The sequence below is a fragment of the Pseudomonas sp. genome (assembly GCF_028293835.1).
In the GTDB taxonomy this organism is placed as follows: Bacteria; Pseudomonadota; Gammaproteobacteria; order Pseudomonadales; family Pseudomonadaceae; genus Aquipseudomonas.
The window spans coordinates 1-21,168 of record NZ_JAQGNX010000094.1 but is presented as its reverse complement, the minus strand read 5'-3'; the positions used below and the strand labels follow the sequence as shown (position 1 = coordinate 21,168).

The 21,168-nt window shown below is 56.3% G+C and carries 19 protein-coding genes and 4 pseudogenes; 14 read left to right on the top strand and 9 right to left on the bottom strand.

Annotated elements, in window-relative coordinates; all coding sequences use genetic code 11:
- Nucleotides 1-269 precede the first annotated feature (269 nt).
- Nucleotides 270-1,724 (top strand): sensor domain-containing diguanylate cyclase, encoded by a 1,455-nt coding sequence (locus JWR17_RS12790; protein ID WP_299831971.1) that lies wholly within the window; start codon nucleotides 270-272, stop codon nucleotides 1,722-1,724.
- 276 nt (nucleotides 1,725-2,000) lie between these two features.
- Here JWR17_RS12790 and JWR17_RS12785 read toward each other — a convergent pair.
- The 8 genes and pseudogenes from JWR17_RS12785 to JWR17_RS12750 form a co-directional block, all read right to left on the bottom strand.
- Nucleotides 2,001-2,222 (bottom strand): annotated as a pseudogene (locus JWR17_RS12785) (transposase domain-containing protein); the annotation flags it as partial.
- Nucleotides 2,223-2,326: 104 nt separating this feature from the next.
- Nucleotides 2,327-2,710, bottom strand: coding sequence for a hypothetical protein (locus JWR17_RS12780; protein ID WP_299831970.1), 384 nt, complete (start codon nucleotides 2,708-2,710; stop codon nucleotides 2,327-2,329).
- Nucleotides 2,671-3,318, bottom strand: a complete 648-nt coding sequence (locus JWR17_RS12775) for a group II intron maturase-specific domain-containing protein (protein ID WP_299831967.1) — start codon at nucleotides 3,316-3,318, stop codon at nucleotides 2,671-2,673. Before JWR17_RS12775 ends, JWR17_RS12780 begins: the two co-directional genes overlap by 40 nt.
- A gap of 498 nt (nucleotides 3,319-3,816) precedes the next feature.
- The gene (locus JWR17_RS12770) at nucleotides 3,817-4,584 is read right to left on the bottom strand and encodes an ATP-binding cassette domain-containing protein (RefSeq protein WP_299831964.1); all 768 of its coding nucleotides are present in this window, start codon (nucleotides 4,582-4,584) and stop codon (nucleotides 3,817-3,819) included.
- Between the two features lie 21 nt (nucleotides 4,585-4,605).
- Complete coding sequence (locus JWR17_RS12765) at nucleotides 4,606-5,319, bottom strand: ABC transporter permease (protein WP_299831962.1); 714 nt, start codon at nucleotides 5,317-5,319, stop codon at nucleotides 4,606-4,608.
- Nucleotides 5,316-6,005 (bottom strand): ABC transporter permease, encoded by a 690-nt coding sequence (gene hisQ / locus JWR17_RS12760; protein WP_299831960.1) that lies wholly within the window; start codon nucleotides 6,003-6,005, stop codon nucleotides 5,316-5,318. The genes JWR17_RS12765 and hisQ overlap by 4 nt, the downstream gene beginning before the upstream one ends.
- A gap of 92 nt (nucleotides 6,006-6,097) precedes the next feature.
- Nucleotides 6,098-6,886, bottom strand: coding sequence for an ABC transporter substrate-binding protein (locus JWR17_RS12755; protein ID WP_299831958.1), 789 nt, complete (start codon nucleotides 6,884-6,886; stop codon nucleotides 6,098-6,100).
- 64 nt (nucleotides 6,887-6,950) lie between these two features.
- Nucleotides 6,951-8,120 (bottom strand): M20 aminoacylase family protein, encoded by a 1,170-nt coding sequence (locus tag JWR17_RS12750; protein WP_299831956.1) that lies wholly within the window; start codon nucleotides 8,118-8,120, stop codon nucleotides 6,951-6,953.
- Between the two features lie 132 nt (nucleotides 8,121-8,252).
- On the opposite strand from JWR17_RS12750, the gene JWR17_RS12745 reads away from it, so the two are divergent.
- The 8 genes from JWR17_RS12745 (at nucleotide 8,253) to JWR17_RS12710 (ending at nucleotide 16,973) form a co-directional block, all read left to right on the top strand.
- On the top strand, nucleotides 8,253-9,206 hold the full coding sequence (locus tag JWR17_RS12745) for a LysR substrate-binding domain-containing protein (protein ID WP_299831954.1): 954 nt from the start codon (nucleotides 8,253-8,255) through the stop codon (nucleotides 9,204-9,206).
- 1,262 nt (nucleotides 9,207-10,468) lie between these two features.
- Complete coding sequence (hutH, locus tag JWR17_RS12740) at nucleotides 10,469-11,998, top strand: histidine ammonia-lyase (protein WP_299831952.1); 1,530 nt, start codon at nucleotides 10,469-10,471, stop codon at nucleotides 11,996-11,998.
- A 261-nt stretch (nucleotides 11,999-12,259) separates the two neighbouring features.
- Nucleotides 12,260-13,096: a transporter substrate-binding domain-containing protein gene (locus tag JWR17_RS12735; protein WP_299831950.1), complete on the top strand. Its 837-nt coding sequence runs from the start codon at nucleotides 12,260-12,262 to the stop codon at nucleotides 13,094-13,096.
- A gap of 74 nt (nucleotides 13,097-13,170) precedes the next feature.
- Nucleotides 13,171-13,830: an amino acid ABC transporter permease gene (locus JWR17_RS12730; RefSeq protein WP_299831948.1), complete on the top strand. Its 660-nt coding sequence runs from the start codon at nucleotides 13,171-13,173 to the stop codon at nucleotides 13,828-13,830.
- A complete protein-coding gene (locus JWR17_RS12725; protein WP_299831946.1) occupies nucleotides 13,827-14,498 on the top strand; it encodes an amino acid ABC transporter permease in 672 nt (223 codons plus the stop codon). Before JWR17_RS12730 ends, JWR17_RS12725 begins: the two co-directional genes overlap by 4 nt.
- A 100-nt stretch (nucleotides 14,499-14,598) precedes the next feature.
- Nucleotides 14,599-15,438: an amino acid ABC transporter ATP-binding protein gene (locus JWR17_RS12720; RefSeq protein WP_299831944.1), complete on the top strand. Its 840-nt coding sequence runs from the start codon at nucleotides 14,599-14,601 to the stop codon at nucleotides 15,436-15,438.
- Entirely contained in the window at nucleotides 15,435-16,568 is a 1,134-nt protein-coding gene (gene hisC, locus JWR17_RS12715; protein ID WP_299831942.1) for a histidinol-phosphate transaminase, read from the top strand. Before JWR17_RS12720 ends, hisC begins: the two co-directional genes overlap by 4 nt.
- Before the next feature lie 9 nt (nucleotides 16,569-16,577).
- Complete coding sequence (locus JWR17_RS12710) at nucleotides 16,578-16,973, top strand: GntR family transcriptional regulator (protein WP_299831941.1); 396 nt, start codon at nucleotides 16,578-16,580, stop codon at nucleotides 16,971-16,973.
- On the opposite strand, the pseudogene JWR17_RS12705 reads toward JWR17_RS12710, so the two are convergent.
- A pseudogene (locus tag JWR17_RS12705) lies at nucleotides 16,930-17,253 on the bottom strand (SDR family oxidoreductase); the annotation flags it as partial. The gene JWR17_RS12710 and the pseudogene JWR17_RS12705 overlap by 44 nt on opposite strands.
- A gap of 415 nt (nucleotides 17,254-17,668) precedes the next feature.
- On the opposite strand from JWR17_RS12705, the gene JWR17_RS12700 reads away from it, so the two are divergent.
- The 5 genes and pseudogenes from JWR17_RS12700 to JWR17_RS12680 form a co-directional block, all read left to right on the top strand.
- Nucleotides 17,669-18,445: an ABC transporter substrate-binding protein gene (locus JWR17_RS12700; RefSeq protein ID WP_299831939.1), complete on the top strand. Its 777-nt coding sequence runs from the start codon at nucleotides 17,669-17,671 to the stop codon at nucleotides 18,443-18,445.
- Nucleotides 18,446-18,534: 89 nt separating this feature from the next.
- Complete coding sequence (locus JWR17_RS12695; RefSeq protein ID WP_299831937.1) at nucleotides 18,535-19,224, top strand: ABC transporter permease; 690 nt, start codon at nucleotides 18,535-18,537, stop codon at nucleotides 19,222-19,224.
- A gap of 13 nt (nucleotides 19,225-19,237) precedes the next feature.
- Nucleotides 19,238-19,936 carry an ABC transporter permease gene (locus JWR17_RS12690; RefSeq protein ID WP_299831935.1) on the top strand — a complete coding sequence of 233 codons (699 nt, stop codon included), beginning with the start codon at nucleotides 19,238-19,240 and terminating at the stop codon, nucleotides 19,934-19,936.
- 8 nt (nucleotides 19,937-19,944) lie between these two features.
- Nucleotides 19,945-21,057, top strand: a pseudogene (locus JWR17_RS12685) (succinylglutamate desuccinylase/aspartoacylase family protein).
- 18 nt (nucleotides 21,058-21,075) lie between these two features.
- Nucleotides 21,076-21,168 (top strand): annotated as a pseudogene (locus JWR17_RS12680) (histidine/lysine/arginine/ornithine ABC transporter ATP-binding protein); the annotation flags it as partial.

The following is a 21,168-nucleotide window of genomic DNA, read 5'->3' as shown; positions in this document are numbered from 1 at the left end:
TTGACGTGCCGTGCTGTCATAGACAGTTTGTCGTGAGCTGGCCTGTTAACGATCCTGAGGGTTGCGCGCGATTCGTCCGGGAACCTGTAAAATGCTCGTTCGCCTACTGCGTACGACCAAGGCGACCGAGCCAGATAAACGAATCCGCCGACGTTTTTAAAGCCAAGCAGCCGAACGATGGGCTCCGCACTCAAGGTTGGGGTACATCGATGACTATTGATACTATCCTTCGATAGCGAATTTTTTGTATAAATCGACATACTGAGACTATGAAAACCTTAAAACCTTTGACAATAAAGCACGGTTTGCACGAAGGAAAAAGCATGATGGCGATTTTCTCCAGTTCAAACAAGATCAAGATATCTGTGCTGGTTTTTTTCGTGTCTTTGGTGATCGGCGCGCTCATTGTTACCCAGTTAGATGCCGCCACGAGCGAGGCAGAGTCAGCTCATACCGTTCAAATAGCCAGCGGTTATGCCAGCTCGATAGAGAAGGTTATACATCACGCGCTATCTTCGACGAATGCACTGGCTGTCATGGTTCATCAGGGAGAAGGACACGTTCCAGACTTTACTCAACTTGTGCGCTACATGCTTCCTATGTACAAAGGGGCTTTTGCATTATCGTTGGCTCCAGAGGGAGTGATTCGGCAAATAGAGCCGGCGGCACCGAATATTCTAGTTAAGGATCACGATCTTTTTGAGGGAGAAAATCGTGCCGAAATCATTAAAAACCTTCGTGAAGGCGAGTTGACGTTCAGGGGGCCGTTCACGTTGATTCAGGGGCCTCAAGGTGCCATTGGAACACTACCGGTATTTCTAAATAACTCAAAAGGTGAACAATATTTCTGGGGTTATACCGTTGTCACTTTAAAATTCCCTGACGCATTTGATGACTCCAATTTACCGGCTCTGGAGACGCAAGGCTATGCTTATGAGTTTTTAGGTGTAAACCCTGAAACGCACCACGAAGAGCTTATTCAATCATCTGCTGCTCCCTTGACTACGGCTGTTACTCGAATTCCTATCAGCCTCTACGGATCGCAGTGGGAACTCCGGGTATCAAAGCTTTACGGCGGGCGGAAAAATGGCCTGCTTCTATTTGAGACTTTGCTTGTTTTTTTGGGGGCCGTGCTAATGGCCTGGGTCGCTTACTCGGTGGCCACCTTAACTCAACAGCGAAAAAAACTACACGAAATTGCAATGTACGACCCCTTAACCCATCTCCCGAATAGAAGATTGCTGGGTATAGAACTTGATGAAGCCCTCGCAAGGGCACTAGGGCGCAATTCCAAAGTGGTTGTGTGTTACTTGGATCTGGACGGCTTCAAGGCAGTGAATGATAGCTTGGGACATGCAGCTGGAGACCAATTGCTGCAAACAATTGCGGGACGCCTGCAGTCTTGCTTACGGAAAAATGACGTCCTCGCAAGAATTGGCGGTGATGAGTTTGTTGTTGTTTTGGCTGATATTGATTCAAGCGACGAGATCACCTCAATTCTTGACAGATTGGTAGTTATCGTAGCTCAACCCTTAATGATCTCTGGTATGAAAGCAGACGTTTCCGCAAGCCTCGGGGCTGCACTTTACCCTACGCACGGTGTGGAGGTAGATCAACTGCTGCGGGCAGCAGACCAAGCTATGTATCTCGCAAAAAAAAGGGGGAAGAATAGATACTTGTTCGCTGAAAAACGATATGTCGAACAGGATAGGCTGAATGGGTAAATACCCGGAAAAAGGTTCTATTTTGGAATCTGGAACCACCGGAGCGTCGAGCCACCGGGCTGTCGACCAAACTATAAGACTTTCCTAGGGGTGATAGCTGCCCTTTGCTGAGTGGTGGAAGTCGGCCAAAACAGCACATCAAACACCTCCGAGCACCCGAATAAGGAGCGCGGCGTAAGCCGATTTTCCCCTTCCCCTCCCAACACCAGAAAGCCAAGCATCAGACCTCCAAAAGCTCGTACTGAGGTATGCGTCCGCGCATCACATCTTGCGTGATTAAACCTGTTGCCATTTATGCGGAAGCAACTGCTCGATTTCACTCGCCCGCTGCGTCGGCAGGCGCGTGAGGACATCCTTTAGATAGGCGTACGGGTCATGACCATTCAGCCGCGCAGACTGGATCAAGCTCATGATCGCCGCAGCCCGTTTTCCACTGCGTAGCGACCCGGCGAAGAGCCAGTTCTTGCGTCCAAGAGCTCATGGTCGGATCTGGTTGTCGGGTAGTCAGACGCGGTTACCCGCGTCCAACCCCCTAAGAACCGTGCATGCGAGTTTCCCAGCACACGGCTCAAGCCTCTACAAAAACACTGTTAAGTGTCCGGCTATACCTCTTTGACATCGGCGTACTGTTGATCTCTAGGGCAACGCAGATGATAGATCTCAAGATTGACTGCGGCGTCCGTTCCGCCGTCGACCAACTTTACGATGTGGCGACTATGCCACGGCGTATCTTTGGTAACGGACTTATGACAAACAGAACACAGACCGCCTTGCTGTCGCCAGACGCGATACAGCTTCGCTCGTCCCTTCGTTGATTTGAGCATTTTCTTGCCCCAGCGGAACTCGAAATACTCGTCCCAATTGGGGTCATGCGGGTTGGCAGCAGACTTGATCTTGATGTGCCGCACTATCGGCGTATCCGACTCCTTCAGTAAGGTGTACTCCCTTACCTTACCGTCTGCGGATTTTTCAACGGTGGTGAACACCCACCGGCGCGATCCTCGGACTTTAAATACCTGTCCTTGACCCACCGTGTTCCTTTGCGCGGATGTCGTCTCATCGCCCAGCGCCAGAGCATTATCCAAACTTCGCTATCCACCTGATTGAAGACTTTCTTGACGACCACGTGGCTGTGATAGTTCGCCCATCCCCGTAAAATCGGGTTGAGCAGCCCGATCAAATTGACCTGTTTGATCGCCTTGTTGGTCTTGATCACTTGCCGGAGCTTGGCTAGGTGAGCCCTGATGTTTGCTTTCGATGGCTTGATCAGGAGTTTCCCGTTGTACTTGCGCAAGTTCCATCCGAGGAAGTCGAACCCGTCCCCTATGTGCGTTATTTTGGTTTTTTCCGGAGAGAGGACAAGTCCACGCTCTGCCAGAAACTCAACCACAGCTGGCCTGACCTCATTCTCCAGCCACTCTTTCGAGAAGAGAGACCATGAGGACGTCTGCCCGCTTTCGCGTGAAGTGATGTTCCAACTTCTATCCAGCCCGTTACAGGATGGCGTTCGCTTTTTCCTCGGTCCTTCGCCCGCACCGCCATGGGCCGTTTTTGCAAACGACTGTCCCCGAGAGGAGCGATACGGGATTTCCACGTTCCGCTTACTGAAGTACGTCGGGTTAGGTGCCTGATATCGACCGGGAGGCATGTGGGTCACGAACGCGCGTGCAGAAAAACGCTGTTCCCACCTCCGCTACCTTTTGGTTCGAGCGTATAAGCCATTTCCGCTCGTTCAATTTAACGATCTTTACGCAGGTTCACATGTGTTCACCATATCGACTATCTAGCCCTTGTCCGGCCATGGCTGCCAGAAGGGTACGCCTCTCACGATTAGTACCCCGCACCTTGCGATGCCTCGTCACATTGTCAAGGCGCTCTTGATTCAGCCTTCTAGATTCACCCGGTGACACGGGTGGTTCCCTCAAAGGGAACAACTTCTGTAAGCGACTTCGTGTCGCACCTCCGCCCAATGTTGTCAATGGGTACGGCTCCGTCCTCGAGGTATATGTTGCTGCTTTGAGCCGCCCCCGGCGAGCCAGTGAGCAGGTTTTACTCGAACAACTACGGACGACTGGTGCCCCCTCCCAGTTAATTACTTAAGGTTGCCCGCTAGGAACAATTGCAAGCGCTCGCTCTTGGGATGCGCGAATACCGTATTTGGATCGCCCTTCTCTTCTACCTGTCCTTGATGCAGAAACATGACGTGGTTGGACACCTGCCTGGCGAACGCCATTTCGTGGGTGACCACCACCATCGTCCGGCCTTCCTCTGCCAATTTCTGCATGATCCTGAGCACTTCACCCACCAGTTCCGGGTCTAGAGCTGAGGTAGGTTCATCGAAAAGCATCACCTGGGGTTCCATGACCAGGGCACGAGCAATGGCGACACGTTGCTGCTGGCCACCGGACAGTTGGACCGGGTACTGGGCCTCGACCTTTGTTGGCAAACCGACCTTTGCAAGGTAATGACGCGCTCGCTCCACCGCCTGCGACCGACCGACTCCCAGTACACTCATCGGGCACTCAATAAGATTTTCCAGCACCGTCATGTGGCTCCACAGATTGAAGTGCTGAAACACCATCGATAGCTGGCTGCGTAACGCTTGTAACTGCCGCGCGTCGACCGCACACAAGTCGCCCCTTGAGTTTTTGCGGGTCAGCAGCTCCTGCGAATTGACGATGATCCGCCCCGCCGATGGCTGTTCCAGATGATTGATGCAGCGTAAAAAAGTACTTTTACCGGAACCAGAGGAACCAATAAGGCTGATCACATCACCCGCTCTGGCCTTGAGCGAAACCCCTTTGAGCACTTCATGGCTGCCGTAGCTTTTATGGATATCTTCAACGATCAATTTATACATACGATCAAGTCCGATTAGGGGTCAGCGTGTGCGGGGATGGAGGTAGGCCAGCCAGCGCAGCTCGCCGCGCCGGAACAACCAAATGAGGAAGAACGCGCTGGCGGCATAAAGGGTTCCAGCAATGCCGAACGCGGTGAACGAGGCGTAGGTCGCGGAGTTAACGTCCCGGGCAATTTTCAGAAGATCGGGAACCGTTGCGGTGAACGCCACCGAAGTGGAGTGCAGCATCAAAATCACTTCATTACTAAAAAACGGTAACGCTCGACGCAATGCCGACGGCAAGACGATACGGCGATAGAGGGTGAACCGACTCATCCCATAAGCTCTGGCGGCTTCGATTTCCCCGCAGGGCGTCGCCCTGATGGAGCCCGCAAAGATTTCGGTCATGTAGGCACAGGTATTAAGACCGAACGCCAGCACTGTGCAGTTGAAGCCGTCACGAAAAAACGCGTTGAGAAAATCTTGCGATCGAACCACGTTCAAGCTGTACACCCCGGTGTAAAAGAACAGCAACTGGATGTACAACGGAGTGCCGCGAAACACATAGGTGTAACACCAGACCGGCACGCTAAGCAGTGGATTGCGACTGACGCGGGCAATCGACAACGGTACGGCGAGCAAGAAGCCGATCACCACCGCCAGAATCAAGAGCCACAAGGTTATCGCCAACCCGGAAAAGTGTGGCCCATCACTCCACAGGTAAGCCTGCCAGTAGTCTTTGAGAATGTTGGTCATAGTGCAGCCTTCCTCACACCCACCGAGTAGCGGTGTTCAAGCCACAGCAATACCCCGTTGGATAGCGTGGTGAGAGCTAGGTAGATTAGGCCGCCAACTAGCGTGAAATAGAAGAACTGCATCGACCCCTTACCCGCATCCTGCGTGGCTTTGATGACATCGGTTAAGCCGATAATGGAGACCAGCGCAGTGGATTTGATCAACACCTGCCAGTTGTTGCCAATACCCGGCAACGCGTGCCGCAGCATTTGCGGAAACAGCACCTTGCGAAAAGTCCCCGCTCGGCTCATGCCGTACGCCCGAGCCGCTTCGAGCTGTCCCGCAGGAACGGCCTGGAAGGCACCGCGAAACGTCTCGGTAAAGTAAGCTCCATAAATGAAGGACAAGGTCACGACACCAGCCAAAAAAGGGTCGATGTCAATTTGGCTGACGCGCAGCCAATCGGTCGTTCGGTTGAGAAGCATCTGCAGGCTGAAGAACAGCAACAGCATGATCACTAGATCCGGCATGCTGCGGATCACAGTCGTGTAAACGGTGGCCAGCGTCTGCAACACGCGGTTGGAGGATAGCTTGGCGCTGGCGCCGAGAAGTCCTGCCAGAACGGCAATCAATAATGACCACAACGCCAATTTGATCGTGGCCAGGGTGCCCAACAGGATCTGCGGGCCAAAGCCTTCCAGAAGCATTTCACTCTCCTTGTTCTTATTAGGTTGAGGTGAAGAGGATGCTGAAGCAAAGCGGCTTGCGTAGCCGCCCTGCACGGGATCACTAAGAAGCGTTATTTCGCGCCGTAGACGTCGAAGTCAAAGTACTTTTTGTTGATCCGCTCGTAAGTACCGTTGGCCAAAATGGTCGCTAGAGCTTTGTTCAAGTCTTCGCGAAGTTCGACATCGCTCTTGCGCACGCCGATGCCATCACCAACGCCGAAAAAGCCAGGATCATCGAGAGTGTTGCCGGCAAACTCGTAACCTTTACCCTGCGCCGTGTTGAGGAACCCGTAACTGGCCTGAATCGAGCCTTGCAGTGAGGCATCGAGTCGTCCCACTACCAGATCGGCGTACACCTGGTCCTGATTTTGATAGGACAAAACTTCCACGCCTTTTGAACCCCAGACGGCTTTGGCGAAGGCCTCCTGAGTTGACCCCTGCTCCACGCCAATGCGTTTGCCTTTAAGCGATTCCAGCGACGGCATCAGCCCCGATCCGCGCTTCACGACCAAACGGGCTGGCGCATTGGACACCTTGTCGGTGAACGCAATCTGCTCCTGGCGCTTGGGCGTCACGGTCATCGACGAAGCCACCGCATCGAATTTGCGCGCCAGCAGGCCCGGGATCATGCCGTCCCAACTGCTTTCAACCCAGATGCAGCGGGCCTTCAGCTCAGCGCAGAGCGCCTCAGCAATGTCGACTCCGAAGCCAGTCAGAGTGCCGTCCTGATTTTTATACTCCAGTGGTGGATAGGTAGGGTCGACACCCAGCTTCAAAACTTTTCCAGACCAGTCGGCCGCGCCGGCCAGGCTAGATGCCGTCAGGCAAAGCAGTGAAACAGCCGCAATTATCTTGTTCATTGTTATTTTCCTCTCAAAACCGCAGGCAATGTTTGTTCAGATGGATGCTCGAAAAAACGCCATTTCAACTCAGAAAACCCTCGACCAATTTGACCCAGTAGCTCGCCCCAATCGGCAGGCACGCATCATTGAAGTCATAGCCGGGGTTGTGTAGCAGACAGCCGCTCTCGCCGTCGCCATTGCCGATCACCAAGTAACTGCCAGGGCATTTTTCCAGGATGAAGGCGAAGTCCTCACTAGCGGTGAAGGGTCGCAGGTCGTCGATCAATCGCTCCTCGCCCAGCCAGTCCCGAGCGACTGCGCGGGCAAACCTGGTAGGCTCGGGATGGTTGATTAACACTGGATGGCAATGTAGATATTCAATTTCCGCCCGGGCACCGAAACTGGCTGCCTGGCCGTTGACCAGTTCAGTAATTCTGACTTCGAGCAGTTGGCGGATCTCGGAGGTCAGTGCACGCACGCTTAGGCTCATTTGCGCACTGGAAGGGATAACATTCGATGCGCTGCCGGCGTGAATGGAGCCCACTGTAATAATCGCCGTTTCCTGCGGATTAACGTTGCGCGAGATGATGCTTTGCAGCGCGATTACAATCGACGAGCAGACCACCACCGGATCGATTGCTTTGTGCGGCACGGCCCCATGACCACCGTTGCCGATAATAGTGATCGTCACCGTATCGGCAGATGCCATGAACGGCCCACTGTAAAATCCCAAGTGTCCAACCGGGTAACCTGGCACGTTGTGCATGGCAAAGATCGCATCGCATGGGAAGCGTTCAAGCAGGCCGTCCTCCAGCATCTTCCTGGCCCCGCCCAGCCCTTCTTCGGCCGGCTGGAAAATCAGTTGCACCGTGCCGTTGAACGCCCGCGTCTGTGCCAGATGTTTCGCGGCCGCCAATAGGGTTGCCGTATGACCATCGTGGCCGCAGGCATGCATGACACCGTCGACCCGGCTGGCATAAGACAATCCGGTGATTTCTTGAATCGGCAGCGCATCCATATCGGCGCGTAAACCAATGGATCGTCCCTCGCCGTTTTTCAGCGTGGCGACGACTCCGGTCTTGCCCACGCCCGTACTGACCTCATAGCCCCACTGCGTCAAACACGCTGCCACCCGCTCACTCGTGGCGAACTCTTCAAACCCCAATTCGGGGTTCGCATGAATGCTCTGGCGCAACGCGATCATTTCGTCTTGCATCGCTGCAATTCCAGGCAGGACAGTGCCGGCGTTCATTGTTTTATTCCTTCGATAGGGTCTGAGCGATTGCGAAACCGCTATTAAGGTCAATCTTAGGCAAGCTGCTCTGGGCTGGGGAGATGCATTTTGGTTATGATGACAACCATTGGTTGTCAGGAGGGTGAACAGATGAAGTTGCACCAATTGCAGGCGCTGATTGCCAGCGCCGAGACCGGCAGCATCCGCGCTGCCGCACGCTCGCTGAACCTATCCCAGGCCGCTGTGACCAAGGCGCTGCGCGAACTGGAAACTACCCAGCAACTTCCGCTGTTCACCCGAACGCCCAGCGGCCTGACTTTCACCGAATACGGAAAAGTATTACTGACCCACGCCCGGCTGGTGATCAAGCAAATCGAGCATGCACAGGCAGAACTCGATCACATGCGCGGCAAGGCACAGGGCCGGCTCTGTGTCGGGATCACGCCATGGATCGCCCTGACCTTCTTGCCTGACGTGGTGCTGGCTTTTCGCGAGCGAATGCCGAAAATCAGGCTGGAGCTGTTCGAAAGCTTGATGGCGGTAGCCCAGCCATTGTTGCGCGATGGCAGTATGGATTTTGCAATCGGACAGCTGCACCCTTCGCAATCAGCCCAGGAATTTGCCTGCGAAACCTTGCTCGATTACCAGACATCGGTACTGGTTCGAGAGGGCCATGCCCGGCAAAACGCGCGATCTATCCACGAGCTTCTGGAGCAAAACTGGACCTTGAACTACGCGCCGGATGGGCACGACGGACTGATGCACGAGTTGTTCTGGCAGCACGGTGCCCGGATCGATGAAAACCGTATCGTTCGAGCACATTCATTGGCGATCTTGCAGATGATGGTCGAGCGGGCCGACATGTGCACTTGGGGCCCGTCCATCGTCAGTATTGCTCCCCCCTTCCTAGGTCGTGTGGTCTCCGTTGAGCTGACCGAACAGTTCGAACCAAGACAGTTGAATATCGTCACGCGACGCAATGGAGCACTCAGCAATTCGGCGACCTGCTTCACTGAATGCCTATTGCAAGTGATACGTCGTCACGCCCGTTCAGCCAGAAAAGAGGACCGCGCGCTGTTTGAAACCTTGCGATTGCTAATGTGAAAAGAAGCTCTTTAAATTTTCAGAGCCCATGTCCGAGTCTCCCAAGGAGACCTAGCCGCACTGGGGTGTCAAATGCGCCAGTTCAAAAACCAAGGATCAATCGTTCCCTACACCGTAGCCAGGCCCCAAGCGCCTGCTTTGGGTCGTTTTCTGCCTCTCGCGACTGGCAGAAATCGGCCAAAGGTTGCCGACCGCCAGACCATATTTGTGGCCGAGAACTGGCACACATCTTCCAACTGTGCAGGCCTACCTATACCTAGTGCCGTTCGCGACGCCCGGTGGTCTGCTACGTCGATCCGACATCCAGAGGCAGCCCGCTCAGATCTCCAATCGGGCGCCTCAGACACGGCCACCTCTTGGCGGTTGAGCAGCAGCCGAATCCTATCGACCAGCGCATTCATCGATTGAGCGGTGCCTAGATAGCCTGTTTCCGCGCTGTTCATGCAGACCAGCCCCAAGGGACTGTCTTCGAGCCCAATCTCCCGATACGCCATCCAGAACATACCTTGATGATCGTCGTCGCAGTGGTCCGCGTACGCCTCGCTAATCTATGGCACACAGTCGAATAGACTGGAGAGCGGAGTTGGCTTGACCTGCTCGTCGCCCAGTACACTCAGAAAGACACGGTAGGCTGGGGCGCTAGTGCGGGCGAATGCCTGCATCAGACGACTGATGACGATTGCAGCGTTGATTCTGATAAAGGAAGCCGTGGATTGACGTAAGGAAGAGGCATGACCGTCCCGCTAAATGATGGATTAACTGAGTAGAAGGGGAGCAAAGGATCCCCACCTTCATTGCCGTCTTACCGTCTGCTGCAGCCGAATGCACGGCGTCGAAGACGAGGCGGGATCTCCTCGGCGCATCGCAAATGCAGTGGCGGGATGAAGGGTTTCGCCAGAGAACGACGAACCGGTATATACAGGAGAAAGCGTTTGCCGTGCCGCTCGGCCAGACAATCACCCGCAAAGCTCAGACTATAGCGAACGTCACGTTTTGATAACGGTACAAGACCGCTAAAAACCTGTTACCTGCCGATTCCATTCGCCAATCATGGGGGTAGAGAGACCACATGTGGTGCAACCTTTGGTGACATATCTTAAAAAAACAGCCCCCCATGATTGTCTTTTCATCAGGGGCAAACAGGGTCTGGAACGCTGGTTGGCGGATAAAAACGGAATACTGGCCTGCATTTTGCCTTACCTGTATATACAGGCATATATGACTACCATTTTTCTCGCCACCCTGACCTCAGGACACTCTCAATGTACGCATCGCTGCTGCTCAAACCCGGTCAACTCACCCTCGATCAACTGCGCGCCATTTACCAGTTGCAACGTCCTTTCGAACTGGACCCAGCCGCACGCGACGCGGTCAATGCCAGTACTCGAATGGTAGATGACATCATCGCCAACCAGCGTACGGTGTACGGCATCAACACGGGTTTCGGCCTGCTGGCACGGACCTCCATTCCAACCGAATCGCTGGCCAAGCTGCAGCGCAATCTGCTGCTGTCGCACTGCACTGGCACCGGCCCGTTACTGGATGACGCCAGTGTCGGCCTGATCATGGCGCTCAAGGTCGGTTCCCTTGCCCGTGGTTTTTCCGGGATTCGCTGGGAAGTCATTCAGGCCCTGAGCAAGCTCTATGCCGCGAGGGTGTATCCATGCATACCGTCGCAAGGGTCCGTCGGCGCGTCGGGCGATCTGGCACCGTTGGCGCATATGTCCGCGGTGTTGATCGGCGTCGGCCGGGTGCGACATGAAGGTCGTGAAATGGATGCCGTCGAAGGCCTGGCGATTGCCGGCCTGGAGCCGATGGTGCTGGGCCCGAAGGAAGGCCTGGCGCTGATCAATGGTACCCAGGTATCGACGGCGCTGGCGTTGCGTGGTCTGTTCGCCTGCGAAAAGCTGTTCAGCGCTGCGGTGATCGCCGGCAGTCTGAGCGTTGAAGCGTTGAAAGGCTCGGACGTGCCCTTTGACCTCCGGATCCAGGCGGTTCGCGGGCAACCGGGGCAAATCGACGTGGCGTTGTTCTACCGCGAATTGCTGGCCACCAGCGAGATTCGTGAATCCCATCGTGACTGCGACCGGGTGCAGGATCCTTACTCGCTGCGCTGCCAGCCTCAGGTCATGGGTGCTTGCCTGGACCACATGCGTTTCGCGGCCGACGTGTTTCTGCGTGAAGCCAACGCCGTTTCGGATAACCCGCTGGTGTTCTGCGCCGACGGGGATGTGCTCTCCGGCGGCAACTTCCACGCCGAACCCGTCGCCATGGCTGCCGACGTACTGGCCCTGGCCATTTCAGAAATTGGTGCGCTGTCAGAGCGCAGAATCGCCCAACTGGTTGATCCGGCACTGTCGGGCCTGCCGGCCTTTCTAGTGCGTGAAGGCGGTCTGAATTCCGGTTTCATGATCGCTCAGGTCACCGCTGCCGCCCTCGCTTCGGAGAACAAGACCCTCGCGCATCCAGCGTCCGTGGATAGCCTGCCAACTTCGGCCAACCAGGAAGACCACGTCTCGATGGCGACCTTTGCAGCACGTCGTTTGCTGGATATGGCGGGTAACAGCAGCGCAGTCGTCGCCATCGAATTGCTGGGCGCAGCTCAAGGCGTGGACTTGCATGCACCTTTGCAGACCTCGAAAACACTCGGCGAAGTGCTGGCGATGATTCGCCGCGAAGTCGCGCATTACGATGAAGACCGCTATTTCGCTCCAGACATCGCCGCTGCACGGGCCTGGGTCGAAGGCGCAGCGTTCACCCGCTGGTTGCCTGCCGAACGCCTTTACGCCTGATCCGTACACCTGAGCCGAACCCGTTCGCCGCGGCGTTGCTGCGGCTGTTACTCAAGGCTCGCCAGGCGATGCCCCCCACTGAAGGATTGCGTCGAGCCCAAGGGAACCTCAACCCGGGGAAAGTCCTCGGCTGAGTTCAAGCTCAAGCTGTATATACCGCAACAGCACGTTAACGGCTGCAATTGCCAAGAATTACCCGCAACACATAACTAGAACCAACACACACCATAAGCCTCGCTGTACTGATGAAGGAGTTACACCATGCAACTCGATTCTCTGCTCAGTAAAAAATTCAACGGTCTGTACATCGCCTTGGTTCTGGCTGGCGCCTGCATGACGGCCCAGGCTGATCAACTCGCCGATGTAAAAAAGGCCGGTGAACTGGTCGTGGGCACCGAACTGCAATTCGCGCCTTTCGACTTCACCGATAATGGCAAACAGAAAGGCCTGAACGCCGAACTGTTCGAACAACTGGGCAAAGAGCTGGGGGTCAAGGTCAAGTTCCTCGACCTGCCATGGCCGAGCGTGCTGCCAGGCTTGGAAGCCAAGAAGTTCGACATGGTTGCCGGCCCCATCATCGTCACCAAGGCGCGTAAGGAGCGCTACCACTTCGTACTACCGGTCGCCGAAGCGACCGTGGCGTTGCTGGTCAGCGCCAAGGACAGCCCCATCAATAAACCTGAAGACATCGCCGGCAAAACCGTCGGCGCAGGTAAAGGCTCGGCGCAGCTCGAAGAGCTGAAAACTTTCGCCGCCACCCTACCGGAAAAAATCGATGTTCGTGAATACGTCGACAACAACCAGGCCTACGCCGAGCTGGGCACCAAGCGCATCGTCGCAGTAGCCAACTCCCTGCCGAACATTTCCTACGTCGCAGCCCAACACCCGGACAAGTACAAAGTTGTTCTGCCTCCGTTCGGCAAGAAATCCTACTTCGCCTACTTGGGACGCAGGGATGACGACGCCAACAGCCTGATCGCCGCCCTCGATGCCGCCATGCTGAAAATGCACGACGACGGCCGTCTCGCTGCCCTGCAGAAAAAATGGCTGGGTACCGAAATGGACGTGCCTAAAGCTGACTTCAACCCTACCTGGTAAATCGGGCTTGCAGGTTGGATGAACAGATCGCCGGCTCAACCGGGTTGGCGATCATCGATGTTGGAGGCATGACGATGTTCGATTGGCCTTTACTGCTGCAAAACCTACCCTTGCTGTTGAGCAGCCTGCTGGTGACCCTGGAAATATCCGTCGCGGCACTGGCCATTGGTTTTGTCATCGGCGTTATCGTTGGCAGCTTGCGACTGTCGCCCGTGCCCCTGCTCAGACGTCTGGGCGGCGCCTATATTTTTGTGTTCCGCGGCATTCCGCTGCTGGTGCAGCTGCTGTTCATCTATTACTTCCTGCCGCGTATTGGCCTGCCCAACGTCTCGCCCACGGTGGCGGCGGTGATCGGCCTGTCGCTGGCAGCGGGGGCGTATATCGCAGAAATCATGCGCGGTGGTTTTCTCGCCATTCCCGGCGGGCAACTGGAAGCCGCCAGTCTGCTGGGCATGAGCTCGGCGCAAATGCTGGTGCGTATTCGTGTGCCGCAGGCCGTGCGCCTGACCCTGCCAGGGCTGGTCAACGAAATGATACTGCTAACCAAGGCCTCGTCGCTGGTATCGGTGGTCGGTCTTGCCGACCTGACCCGTACCGCCCAGAACATAGCGGCCAGTGACTACATGTTCGTTCAGGACTATCTGATGCTGGCCGGCTTCTACTGCCTGATCAACATTCCACTGGCGTTTTGTGGCGACCGGTTGGAACGCCATCTGAAGGAGCGCAGCGCATGATCTTCGATCCGCATATCATCACCGATCGTCTGGGCGATATTGGCGGGGGCTTCCTGGTCACGCTTGGCACCTGGTCGTCCGGGATCGTGCTCGGCCTGTTCCTGGGCATGCTGATCGCGGTGGCCCAGCTGTTCGGCAATCAACTGGTGCGCACGCCATTGCGAATGTTCATCGAGATCATTCGAAGTACGCCGTTTCTGGTGCAATTGTTTCTGGTGTACTACGGCGGCCCGTCGTTCGGTCTGAGGCTCGACCCGATCCCGGCTGGCATCCTCGGCCTGGGCATTTATGGCAGCGTCTATTTCGCCGAAATCTTCCGTAGCGGTTTCGACTCTGTCAGCCGTGGCCAGCTGGAAGCTGCCGATTGCCTGGGCATCAGCCGCCTGCAATGCATCGTGCGCATCCAGTTTCCACAGATGCTGGTGATCATCCTGCCGGCACTGGTGAACATGGTCAGCGTGCTGTGCAAGGAAACCGCCGTACTGTCGATCATCACCATTCCTGAAATGACCATGGTCCTCACCGGCATCGGTTCGGAAACCTTCGCGTTCGTCGAAACCCTGTCGATGCTGTGCATCGGTTATCTGGTGTTGGTAGAGGCCTGTTCACGCTTTGGCATGTTCCTCGAAGGACGTGCCGGACATTTCATGCACAAGCAATTGCGATGAACGGTCTCTTTCCTACCACCGTGACCCGAACGCGAAACCGGTCGCTTCGACGCCAACAGCCCCGCCACACTCATCAGTATTGAACGAATCAGGTGAAGCGATGAAGACTCACAAGGCACTCTCTGACAACCGCGAGCCGATGCTCAAGCTGCACAACGTCGGCAAGAGCTTCGGCACTCTGCGCGTACTCAAGGGTATCGACCTGCAGGTCCGACATTCTGAAGTGGTGTGCCTGATCGGCCCTTCCGGCTCGGGCAAAAGCACCCTGCTACGCAGCATGGCGTTCCTCGAAGAATACGACGCGGGCGAGATTCATATCGAAGGTCAACTGCTCGGCTGGGTGCCGGAGAACGGCAAAGGCCGCAAACGCGCGGCACAGTCGCAGATCAATCAGGTGCGAAGCAACGTCGGCATGGTGTTCCAGCAGTTCAACCTGTGGCCGCACATGACCGCCAGGGGCAACGTCTGCGAGGCGTTGCTGCGGGTGCGCAAACTGTCCACCGATGAAGCGCGCAAGCGGGCGATGGCCATGCTGGATAAAGTCGGCCTGGCGCATAAAGGCGATTCGTACCCGTCGCAGCTGTCGGGTGGGCAACAACAGCGGGTCGCCATCGCCCGCGCGTTGGCCATGGAACCGCACATTATGCTGTTCGACGAGCCCACCTCAGCCCTCGACCCGGAGCTGGTGGGCGAAGTGTTGCAGGTCATGAAGACCCTGGCCAAAGAAGGCATGACCATGGTCGTGGTGACTCACGAAATGGGTTTTGCCGCACAAGTGGCGGACTCGGTGGTGTTTCTCGACCAGGGTGAAGTGGTCGCCAAAGGCACGCCCCATGAAATTTTTCATAACGCTCAGCAACCACGCCTGCAGCAATTCCTGCAGAACTACCTGGACCGCAATGCCTTCTGGCAAGAAACCAAAGAGGTCACCCCAGTATGAATTCCAACGATCTAAACCTGCTCGCCCGCGCCGAAGTGCGCGACCTTGCCAGCTACAACGCCGGCCTTAGCACTGAAGCGGTGCGCAAACGCTTTGGCCTGACCCGCGTGGCCAAACTCGGCAGCAATGAAAACCCCCTCGGGCCCGCACCCGCCGTGACAGCGGCCATGGCCCAGGCGTGCAGTGAAATTGCTCTGTACCCGGACGCCAGTTGCGAGGCATTGCGCAACGCGCTGTCGGCAAAACTCGGGGTTCCCGGAAAGCAGTTGGTGTTCGGCAACGGTTCGGAAGATCTGCTGAGCATCATCAGCCGGGTGTTTCTCGACCACGGCGATGAAGTGGTCACGGTGGTGCCGTCGTTCGGTTTACATTTCATCTACCCGCTGGCGGCGGGCGCGCAGGTAATCGGGGTTCCGATGACTGCCAGCGGTGCGTTCGACCTGCCTTCCATGCTCGCGGCCATCACCCCACGCACTCGATTGCTGATGTTCTCCTGCCCGTCCAACCCGGTGGGCAGCACCTTGACCGCCGATGAGCTTCGGCAGTTGCTGGACGCCCTGCCCGCTCACTGTTTACTGGTATTCGACGAGGCGTATTACGAGTACGCGCAGTTCGAAGCAGAGTATCCGGATTGCCTGGGCCTGATTCAGGCCAGCGGCAAACCCTTCATCTTGCTGCGGACCTTTTCCAAAGCCTATTCCCTGGCAGGTTTGCGCATCGGCTACGGCATCGTCAGCGATCCGTTGCTGGCCGATCTGATCGACCGTCTGCGCACGCCCTTCAACGTTAACCGCGTAGCGCAAGCCGCTGCGGTTGCGGCACTGGCTGACGATGAACATCTGCAAACTACCCTCGCGCATGTCGCCCGCGAGCGTCGGCGGCTGACGGCGGCCTTACAGGAGCTGGGCCTATCCACCGCGCCGTCCATGGCCAACTTCCTATATTTCACCACAGCCCGGCCTGCCGAAGAGATCAATCAGGCACTACTACGTGAGGGGGTGATCATCAAGCCCTGGCGCGAAGCCGGATACGCTCAGCATTTGCGGGTATCCATCGGAAGCTGTGAGGATAACGACATTTTCCTGACAGCCTTGGCAAGAGTACTTGCCGTACAAGAGATGCGGACTTGATGAGACAAAATGCACCACAAGTCCTCTATCGGCGCGCGAAGGACTGTGCAAGGCAAGCTTCACTCCGGCGAATATAAACCCGGCGACCTGATTCCTTCAGAGAACCGTTTGGTACAAGAGCTGGACATGTCGCGTATGACCGTCAGCTGGGCATTGCGCGAACTGACCGAAGAGGGTCATCTGGTTCGGATCTCGGGCATCGGCACCGTCATGGTCGAAAGCAGACCACAATCGAACTTGCTGCCAATCACCAACATCGCCGACGGCGATCATCTCCCGGAGTCATTGCTACACGCACCGCGTCCTGCACCTGGGACGCGAGGCAGCCGGTGTCCGTGGGGCCCGGTGAGACCGCATTCACGCGAATGGCTGACGCGGCGAGTTCGAACGCCACCAACTTGGTGATGCCTTCGACCGCGTGCTTGGCACCGACATAGATCTAGGCGTAGGCCACGCCTTTGTGCCCGTAGATCGAGGAGATATTGATGATGCTGTCGCTCCCCTGAGCCGGCATGGCGCGCAACTCGTGTTTCATGCTCAGGACCACGCCGAGAACATTCGTGTCGAACGTCACCGCAAAGCTTTCCTCGGTCTGGTCCGTGATCGGGCCGACCGCATCTTCGGTGGCGGCATTGTCGACGGCGATATTCAGACACCCCAGCCAAGCCGCGATCTTGTCGCCCATATTGCGGACGTCATCTTCCTTGCGGACGTCGGTGTTGATGAATTCGGTGGCGCCGAACCAGAAGCACTGACGCCACGGGAAACTCATCACCGCGCCCCTCTGACCGAGCACGGCTCGGTAGCGCCGAGGCGCACGACGCAGAGCATCCCTCCACTCACGTCCTAATGCCAGCAAACCAAGTATCCAGCCCCCCTCAACGATTGTCCTGACACAGCCCGAATCTATCTGTAGGCCCGACCGACCGGTACATCCGTGAACCTGTGCGCCTCGCTATGATATATTTATTTTCATAATGTTGATTTATGAAATAAAACGTGTCATTTATAACCTCGTGAATCATCAGGACTGATCCACCTTGCCAGATCGGACGGCAGGTACCTGTACCACCCAAATGCCCCTCCAAGGAGTCAACAATATGAACAAGACAGAACTTCTAGGTGCTCTGGCACTGTGCGCCTTCAGCTTCCTGGCACACGCCGACGAAGACAGCCTGCGTATCGGTATCGAAGCCGCCTACCCGCCCTTCTCCTTCAAGACTCCGGAGGGCAACGTCGGTGGTTTTGATTACGACATCGGCAACGCCCTGTGCGAAGAGATGAAGGTCAAATGTGAGTGGGTCGTACAGGAATTCGACGGCATGATCCCATCGCTGAAAGTGCGCAAGATTGATGCCGTGCTGTCGTCGATGTCGATCACTGACGACCGCATGAAGTCCGTCGACTTCAGCAAAAAGTACTACCACACCCCAGGCAAGTTCGCGATGAAGGCTGGCAATGTGATCAACGATCCTTTGCTTGATCTCAAGGGCAAGAAAGTCGGCGTGCAACGCTCCTCGACATACGACCGTTTCGCCACCGAGCAGCTTGAGAACGCCGGCGCTGAGGTGGTGCGCTACTCCTCACAAAATGAAGCCTTCCTTGATCTGGCCTCGGGTCGTCTGGATGCGACGCTCGCAGACATCGTCAACACCAATGAGAGCTTTATCAAAACGCCGGCAGGTAAAGGTTTCGCACTGGTAGGGCCAGACATCAACGACCCGAAATATTTCGGCAGAGGCGCCGGGATCGCCGTGCGTAAAGGCGACAGTGCCAACGTTGCACGTCTAAGTGCAGCCATTGACGCCATCCGTGCCAATGGCAAATACCAGCAAGTGATGGCCAAGTATTTTGCCTTCGATATCTACGGCGAATGAGTCACCTGTAACCTCGGCGCCGGCCTCCTTGCAGGCGCTACTTTTGGCTTGTCTCGCGCGCCCCCGGCGCTCGCTTGAGGAACTTCACCATGCTCCACGGCTACGGATCGAGCATTCTCGATGGCGCCTGGTTGACTATTAATCTGGCCCTGACCTCCATGACCATGGCTATTGCCCTGGGTCTGATCGGTGCAGCCTTTCGTTTGTCATCACTTAAATGGCTGGCGATGCTGGGCGAAGGTTATACAACCCTGATTCGCGGTATCCCTGACCTGGTACTGATTCTGCTGATCTTCTACGGCGGCCAGGACTTGGTGAACCGCATTGCCCTTGCACTCGGTTACACCCGCTATATCGACATCAATCCTTTTATCGCCGGCGTCTGCACCATGGGTTTCATTTTTGGCGCCTATCTCTCGGAAACCTTTCGCGGCGCCTTTATGGCGATCCCTAAAGGTCAGGGTGAGGCCGGCGCGGCTTATGGCATGAGTGGCGCGCAGGTGTTCTGGCGGATTCTGGTGCCGCAGATGATTCGCTTTGCGGTTCCCGGGTTCACCAACAACTGGTTGGTGCTAACCAAATCCACCGCGCTGATCTCGGTGATCGGCTTGCAGGACATGATGTTCAAAGCCAAGAACGCAGCGGACGCAACCCATGAGCCATTTACGTTTTTCCTCGCGGTTGCGGCGCTTTATCTGATGCTGACCAGCCTGTCATTGCTGATGCTGCGCTACCTGGAAAAACACTACTCGGTTGGCATCAAAGCCGCTGAACTGTGATTGGAGCAACCCCATGATTCTCGACTACAACCTGATCTGGGAAAACCTGCCGCTGTATTTCAATGGCGCATTGGTGACCCTCAAAGTTCTGCTGATCTCCCTGGTGTTTGGCCTGGTGCTGGCGATTCCATTGGCGTTGATGCGAGTTTCCCGATCACCGCTGATCAACCTCCCGGCCTGGCTATACACCTACGTGATTCGCGGTACGCCGATGCTGGTGCAATTGTTTTTGGTCTATTACGGGCTGGCGCAGTTCGAAGCGGTACGCCAAAGCATGTTCTGGCCGTACCTGTCCAGTGCGACCTTTTGTGCCTGCCTCGCGTTTGCGATCAATACCAGCGCCTACAGTGCAGAACTTCTGAGTGGCAGCCTGAAGTCCACGCCCCCCGGCGAGATCGAAGCCGCCAAGGCCATGGGCATGTCGCGCTTTACCCTGTACCGCCGAATTCTTCTGCCGTCAGCCTTGCGCCGGGCACTGCCGCAGTACAGCAACGAAGTGCTGATGATGCTGCAAACCACCAGCCTGGCATCGATCGTCACGCTGGTGGACATCACCGGAGCGGCACGTACGGTCAGTTCGCGGTTCTATCTGCCGTTCGAGGCGTTCATCACTGCCGGCCTCATTTACCTGGCCCTGACCTTCATCCTCGTTCGCTTGTTCAAGCTGGCCGAGCGCCGTTGGCTGGCGTATCTGGCACCGCGCAAGCACTAAGGAGTTTTATGAAGCACATTCAATACCTTTTGCCGTGGAGTGCCTTGGGCACTGAACGACAGCTATCGCTGTTTCGTTTTGGCAGTGGCGCGCGCAAGGCTTACATCCAGGCCTCGCTGCATGCCGACGAACTGCCCGGAATGCGCGTTGCCGTTGAACTCAAGCGCCGACTGCATGAACTGGAAGCACAAGGCCGCCTGACCGGGGTGATCGAACTGGTGCCAATGGCCAACCCGATCGGTATCGCACAGATGTTCCAGGCCACCCACCAGGGTCGCTTCGAGTTCTCCAGCGGCAAGAATTTCAATCGCGACTTCCCGGAGCTGGCCGAAGCCGTGGCGCAGCGAGTAGAAGGTCTACTCGGAGACGATACCGACTCCAACATTGTGCTGATACGCCGCGCCATGAGCCAGGTCCTCACCGACTTGCCGACACCGACATCGGAACTTGATGGTCTGCGCCGGTTGTTGATGCAGCATGCCTGTGACGCTGATGTGGTACTGGACCTGCACTGCGACTTCGAGTCGATCATGCTGCTTTACGCAATGCCACAAAACTGGCCACGATTACGCTCGCTGGCCGCGCGCCTCGGTGCCGGGGTTGCGCTGCTGGCCGAAGTTACGGGAGGCAGTGCCTTCGATGAAGCCTGCGCGATTCCCTGGCTGCGCCTGGCCGAACGCTTTCCTGGCACCAATATTCCGCTGGCGTGCGTGGCCACCACCATCGAACTGCGTGGGATGGCCGACACCGAACCCGAGTCATGCATCGACAGCGCAAACGCCATTCTTGGCTATCTCGCCGAACAAGGCCTGATCAGCGGCGACTGGCCTGCTGCGCCGCCCATCTGCTGTGAAGCGACGCCATTCGCTGGCGCGCAGTACGCCTATGCGCCGCACCCAGGAGTGGTAAGTTTTCTGCAGCCGCTGGGTGCCCGGGTCAAGGTGGGCGATCCGTTGTTCGAAGTGATTGATCCGCTGAGCGATCGCCACAGTGTGGTGAACGCCAGTACCGACGGCATCCTCTATGCCCTCTAACGTCTGCTCTTTGACCAGACCTGTTTGTTGCTGGCCATAGTGGCCGGCAGTACCCCTATTCGTCAGGGCAGTTTGCTCAGCGACTGATTCCAGAGAGTTGAAACCATGTACAAACTTGAAGTTCAGCATCTACACAAAAGCTATGGCACACACGAAGTGCTCAAGGGGGTGTCCCTGGAGGCAAAAGCCGGTGACGTG

What these genes read in the sequence shown, in the direction of transcription:
- JWR17_RS12790 (WP_299831971.1), top strand. Translation starts at nt 270, where the DNA reads ATGAAAACCTTAAAACCTTTGACAATAAAGCACGGTTTGCACGAAGGA.
- JWR17_RS12770 (WP_299831964.1), bottom strand. Translation starts at nt 4,584, where the DNA reads ATGTATAAATTGATCGTTGAAGATATCCATAAAAGCTACGGCAGCCAT.
- JWR17_RS12765 (WP_299831962.1), bottom strand. Translation starts at nt 5,319, where the DNA reads ATGACCAACATTCTCAAAGACTACTGGCAGGCTTACCTGTGGAGTGAT.
- hisQ (WP_299831960.1), bottom strand. Translation starts at nt 6,005, where the DNA reads ATGCTTCTGGAAGGCTTTGGCCCGCAGATCCTGTTGGGCACCCTGGCC.
- JWR17_RS12755 (WP_299831958.1), bottom strand. Translation starts at nt 6,886, where the DNA reads ATGAACAAGATAATTGCGGCTGTTTCACTGCTTTGCCTGACGGCATCT.
- JWR17_RS12750 (WP_299831956.1), bottom strand. Translation starts at nt 8,120, where the DNA reads ATGAACGCCGGCACTGTCCTGCCTGGAATTGCAGCGATGCAAGACGAA.
- JWR17_RS12745 (WP_299831954.1), top strand. Translation starts at nt 8,253, where the DNA reads ATGAAGTTGCACCAATTGCAGGCGCTGATTGCCAGCGCCGAGACCGGC.
- hutH (WP_299831952.1), top strand. Translation starts at nt 10,469, where the DNA reads ATGTACGCATCGCTGCTGCTCAAACCCGGTCAACTCACCCTCGATCAA.
- JWR17_RS12735 (WP_299831950.1), top strand. Translation starts at nt 12,260, where the DNA reads ATGCAACTCGATTCTCTGCTCAGTAAAAAATTCAACGGTCTGTACATC.
- JWR17_RS12730 (WP_299831948.1), top strand. Translation starts at nt 13,171, where the DNA reads ATGTTCGATTGGCCTTTACTGCTGCAAAACCTACCCTTGCTGTTGAGC.
- JWR17_RS12725 (WP_299831946.1), top strand. Translation starts at nt 13,827, where the DNA reads ATGATCTTCGATCCGCATATCATCACCGATCGTCTGGGCGATATTGGC.
- JWR17_RS12720 (WP_299831944.1), top strand. Translation starts at nt 14,599, where the DNA reads ATGAAGACTCACAAGGCACTCTCTGACAACCGCGAGCCGATGCTCAAG.
- hisC (WP_299831942.1), top strand. Translation starts at nt 15,435, where the DNA reads ATGAATTCCAACGATCTAAACCTGCTCGCCCGCGCCGAAGTGCGCGAC.
- JWR17_RS12710 (WP_299831941.1), top strand. Translation starts at nt 16,578, where the DNA reads ATGCACCACAAGTCCTCTATCGGCGCGCGAAGGACTGTGCAAGGCAAG.
- JWR17_RS12700 (WP_299831939.1), top strand. Translation starts at nt 17,669, where the DNA reads ATGAACAAGACAGAACTTCTAGGTGCTCTGGCACTGTGCGCCTTCAGC.
- JWR17_RS12695 (WP_299831937.1), top strand. Translation starts at nt 18,535, where the DNA reads ATGCTCCACGGCTACGGATCGAGCATTCTCGATGGCGCCTGGTTGACT.
- JWR17_RS12690 (WP_299831935.1), top strand. Translation starts at nt 19,238, where the DNA reads ATGATTCTCGACTACAACCTGATCTGGGAAAACCTGCCGCTGTATTTC.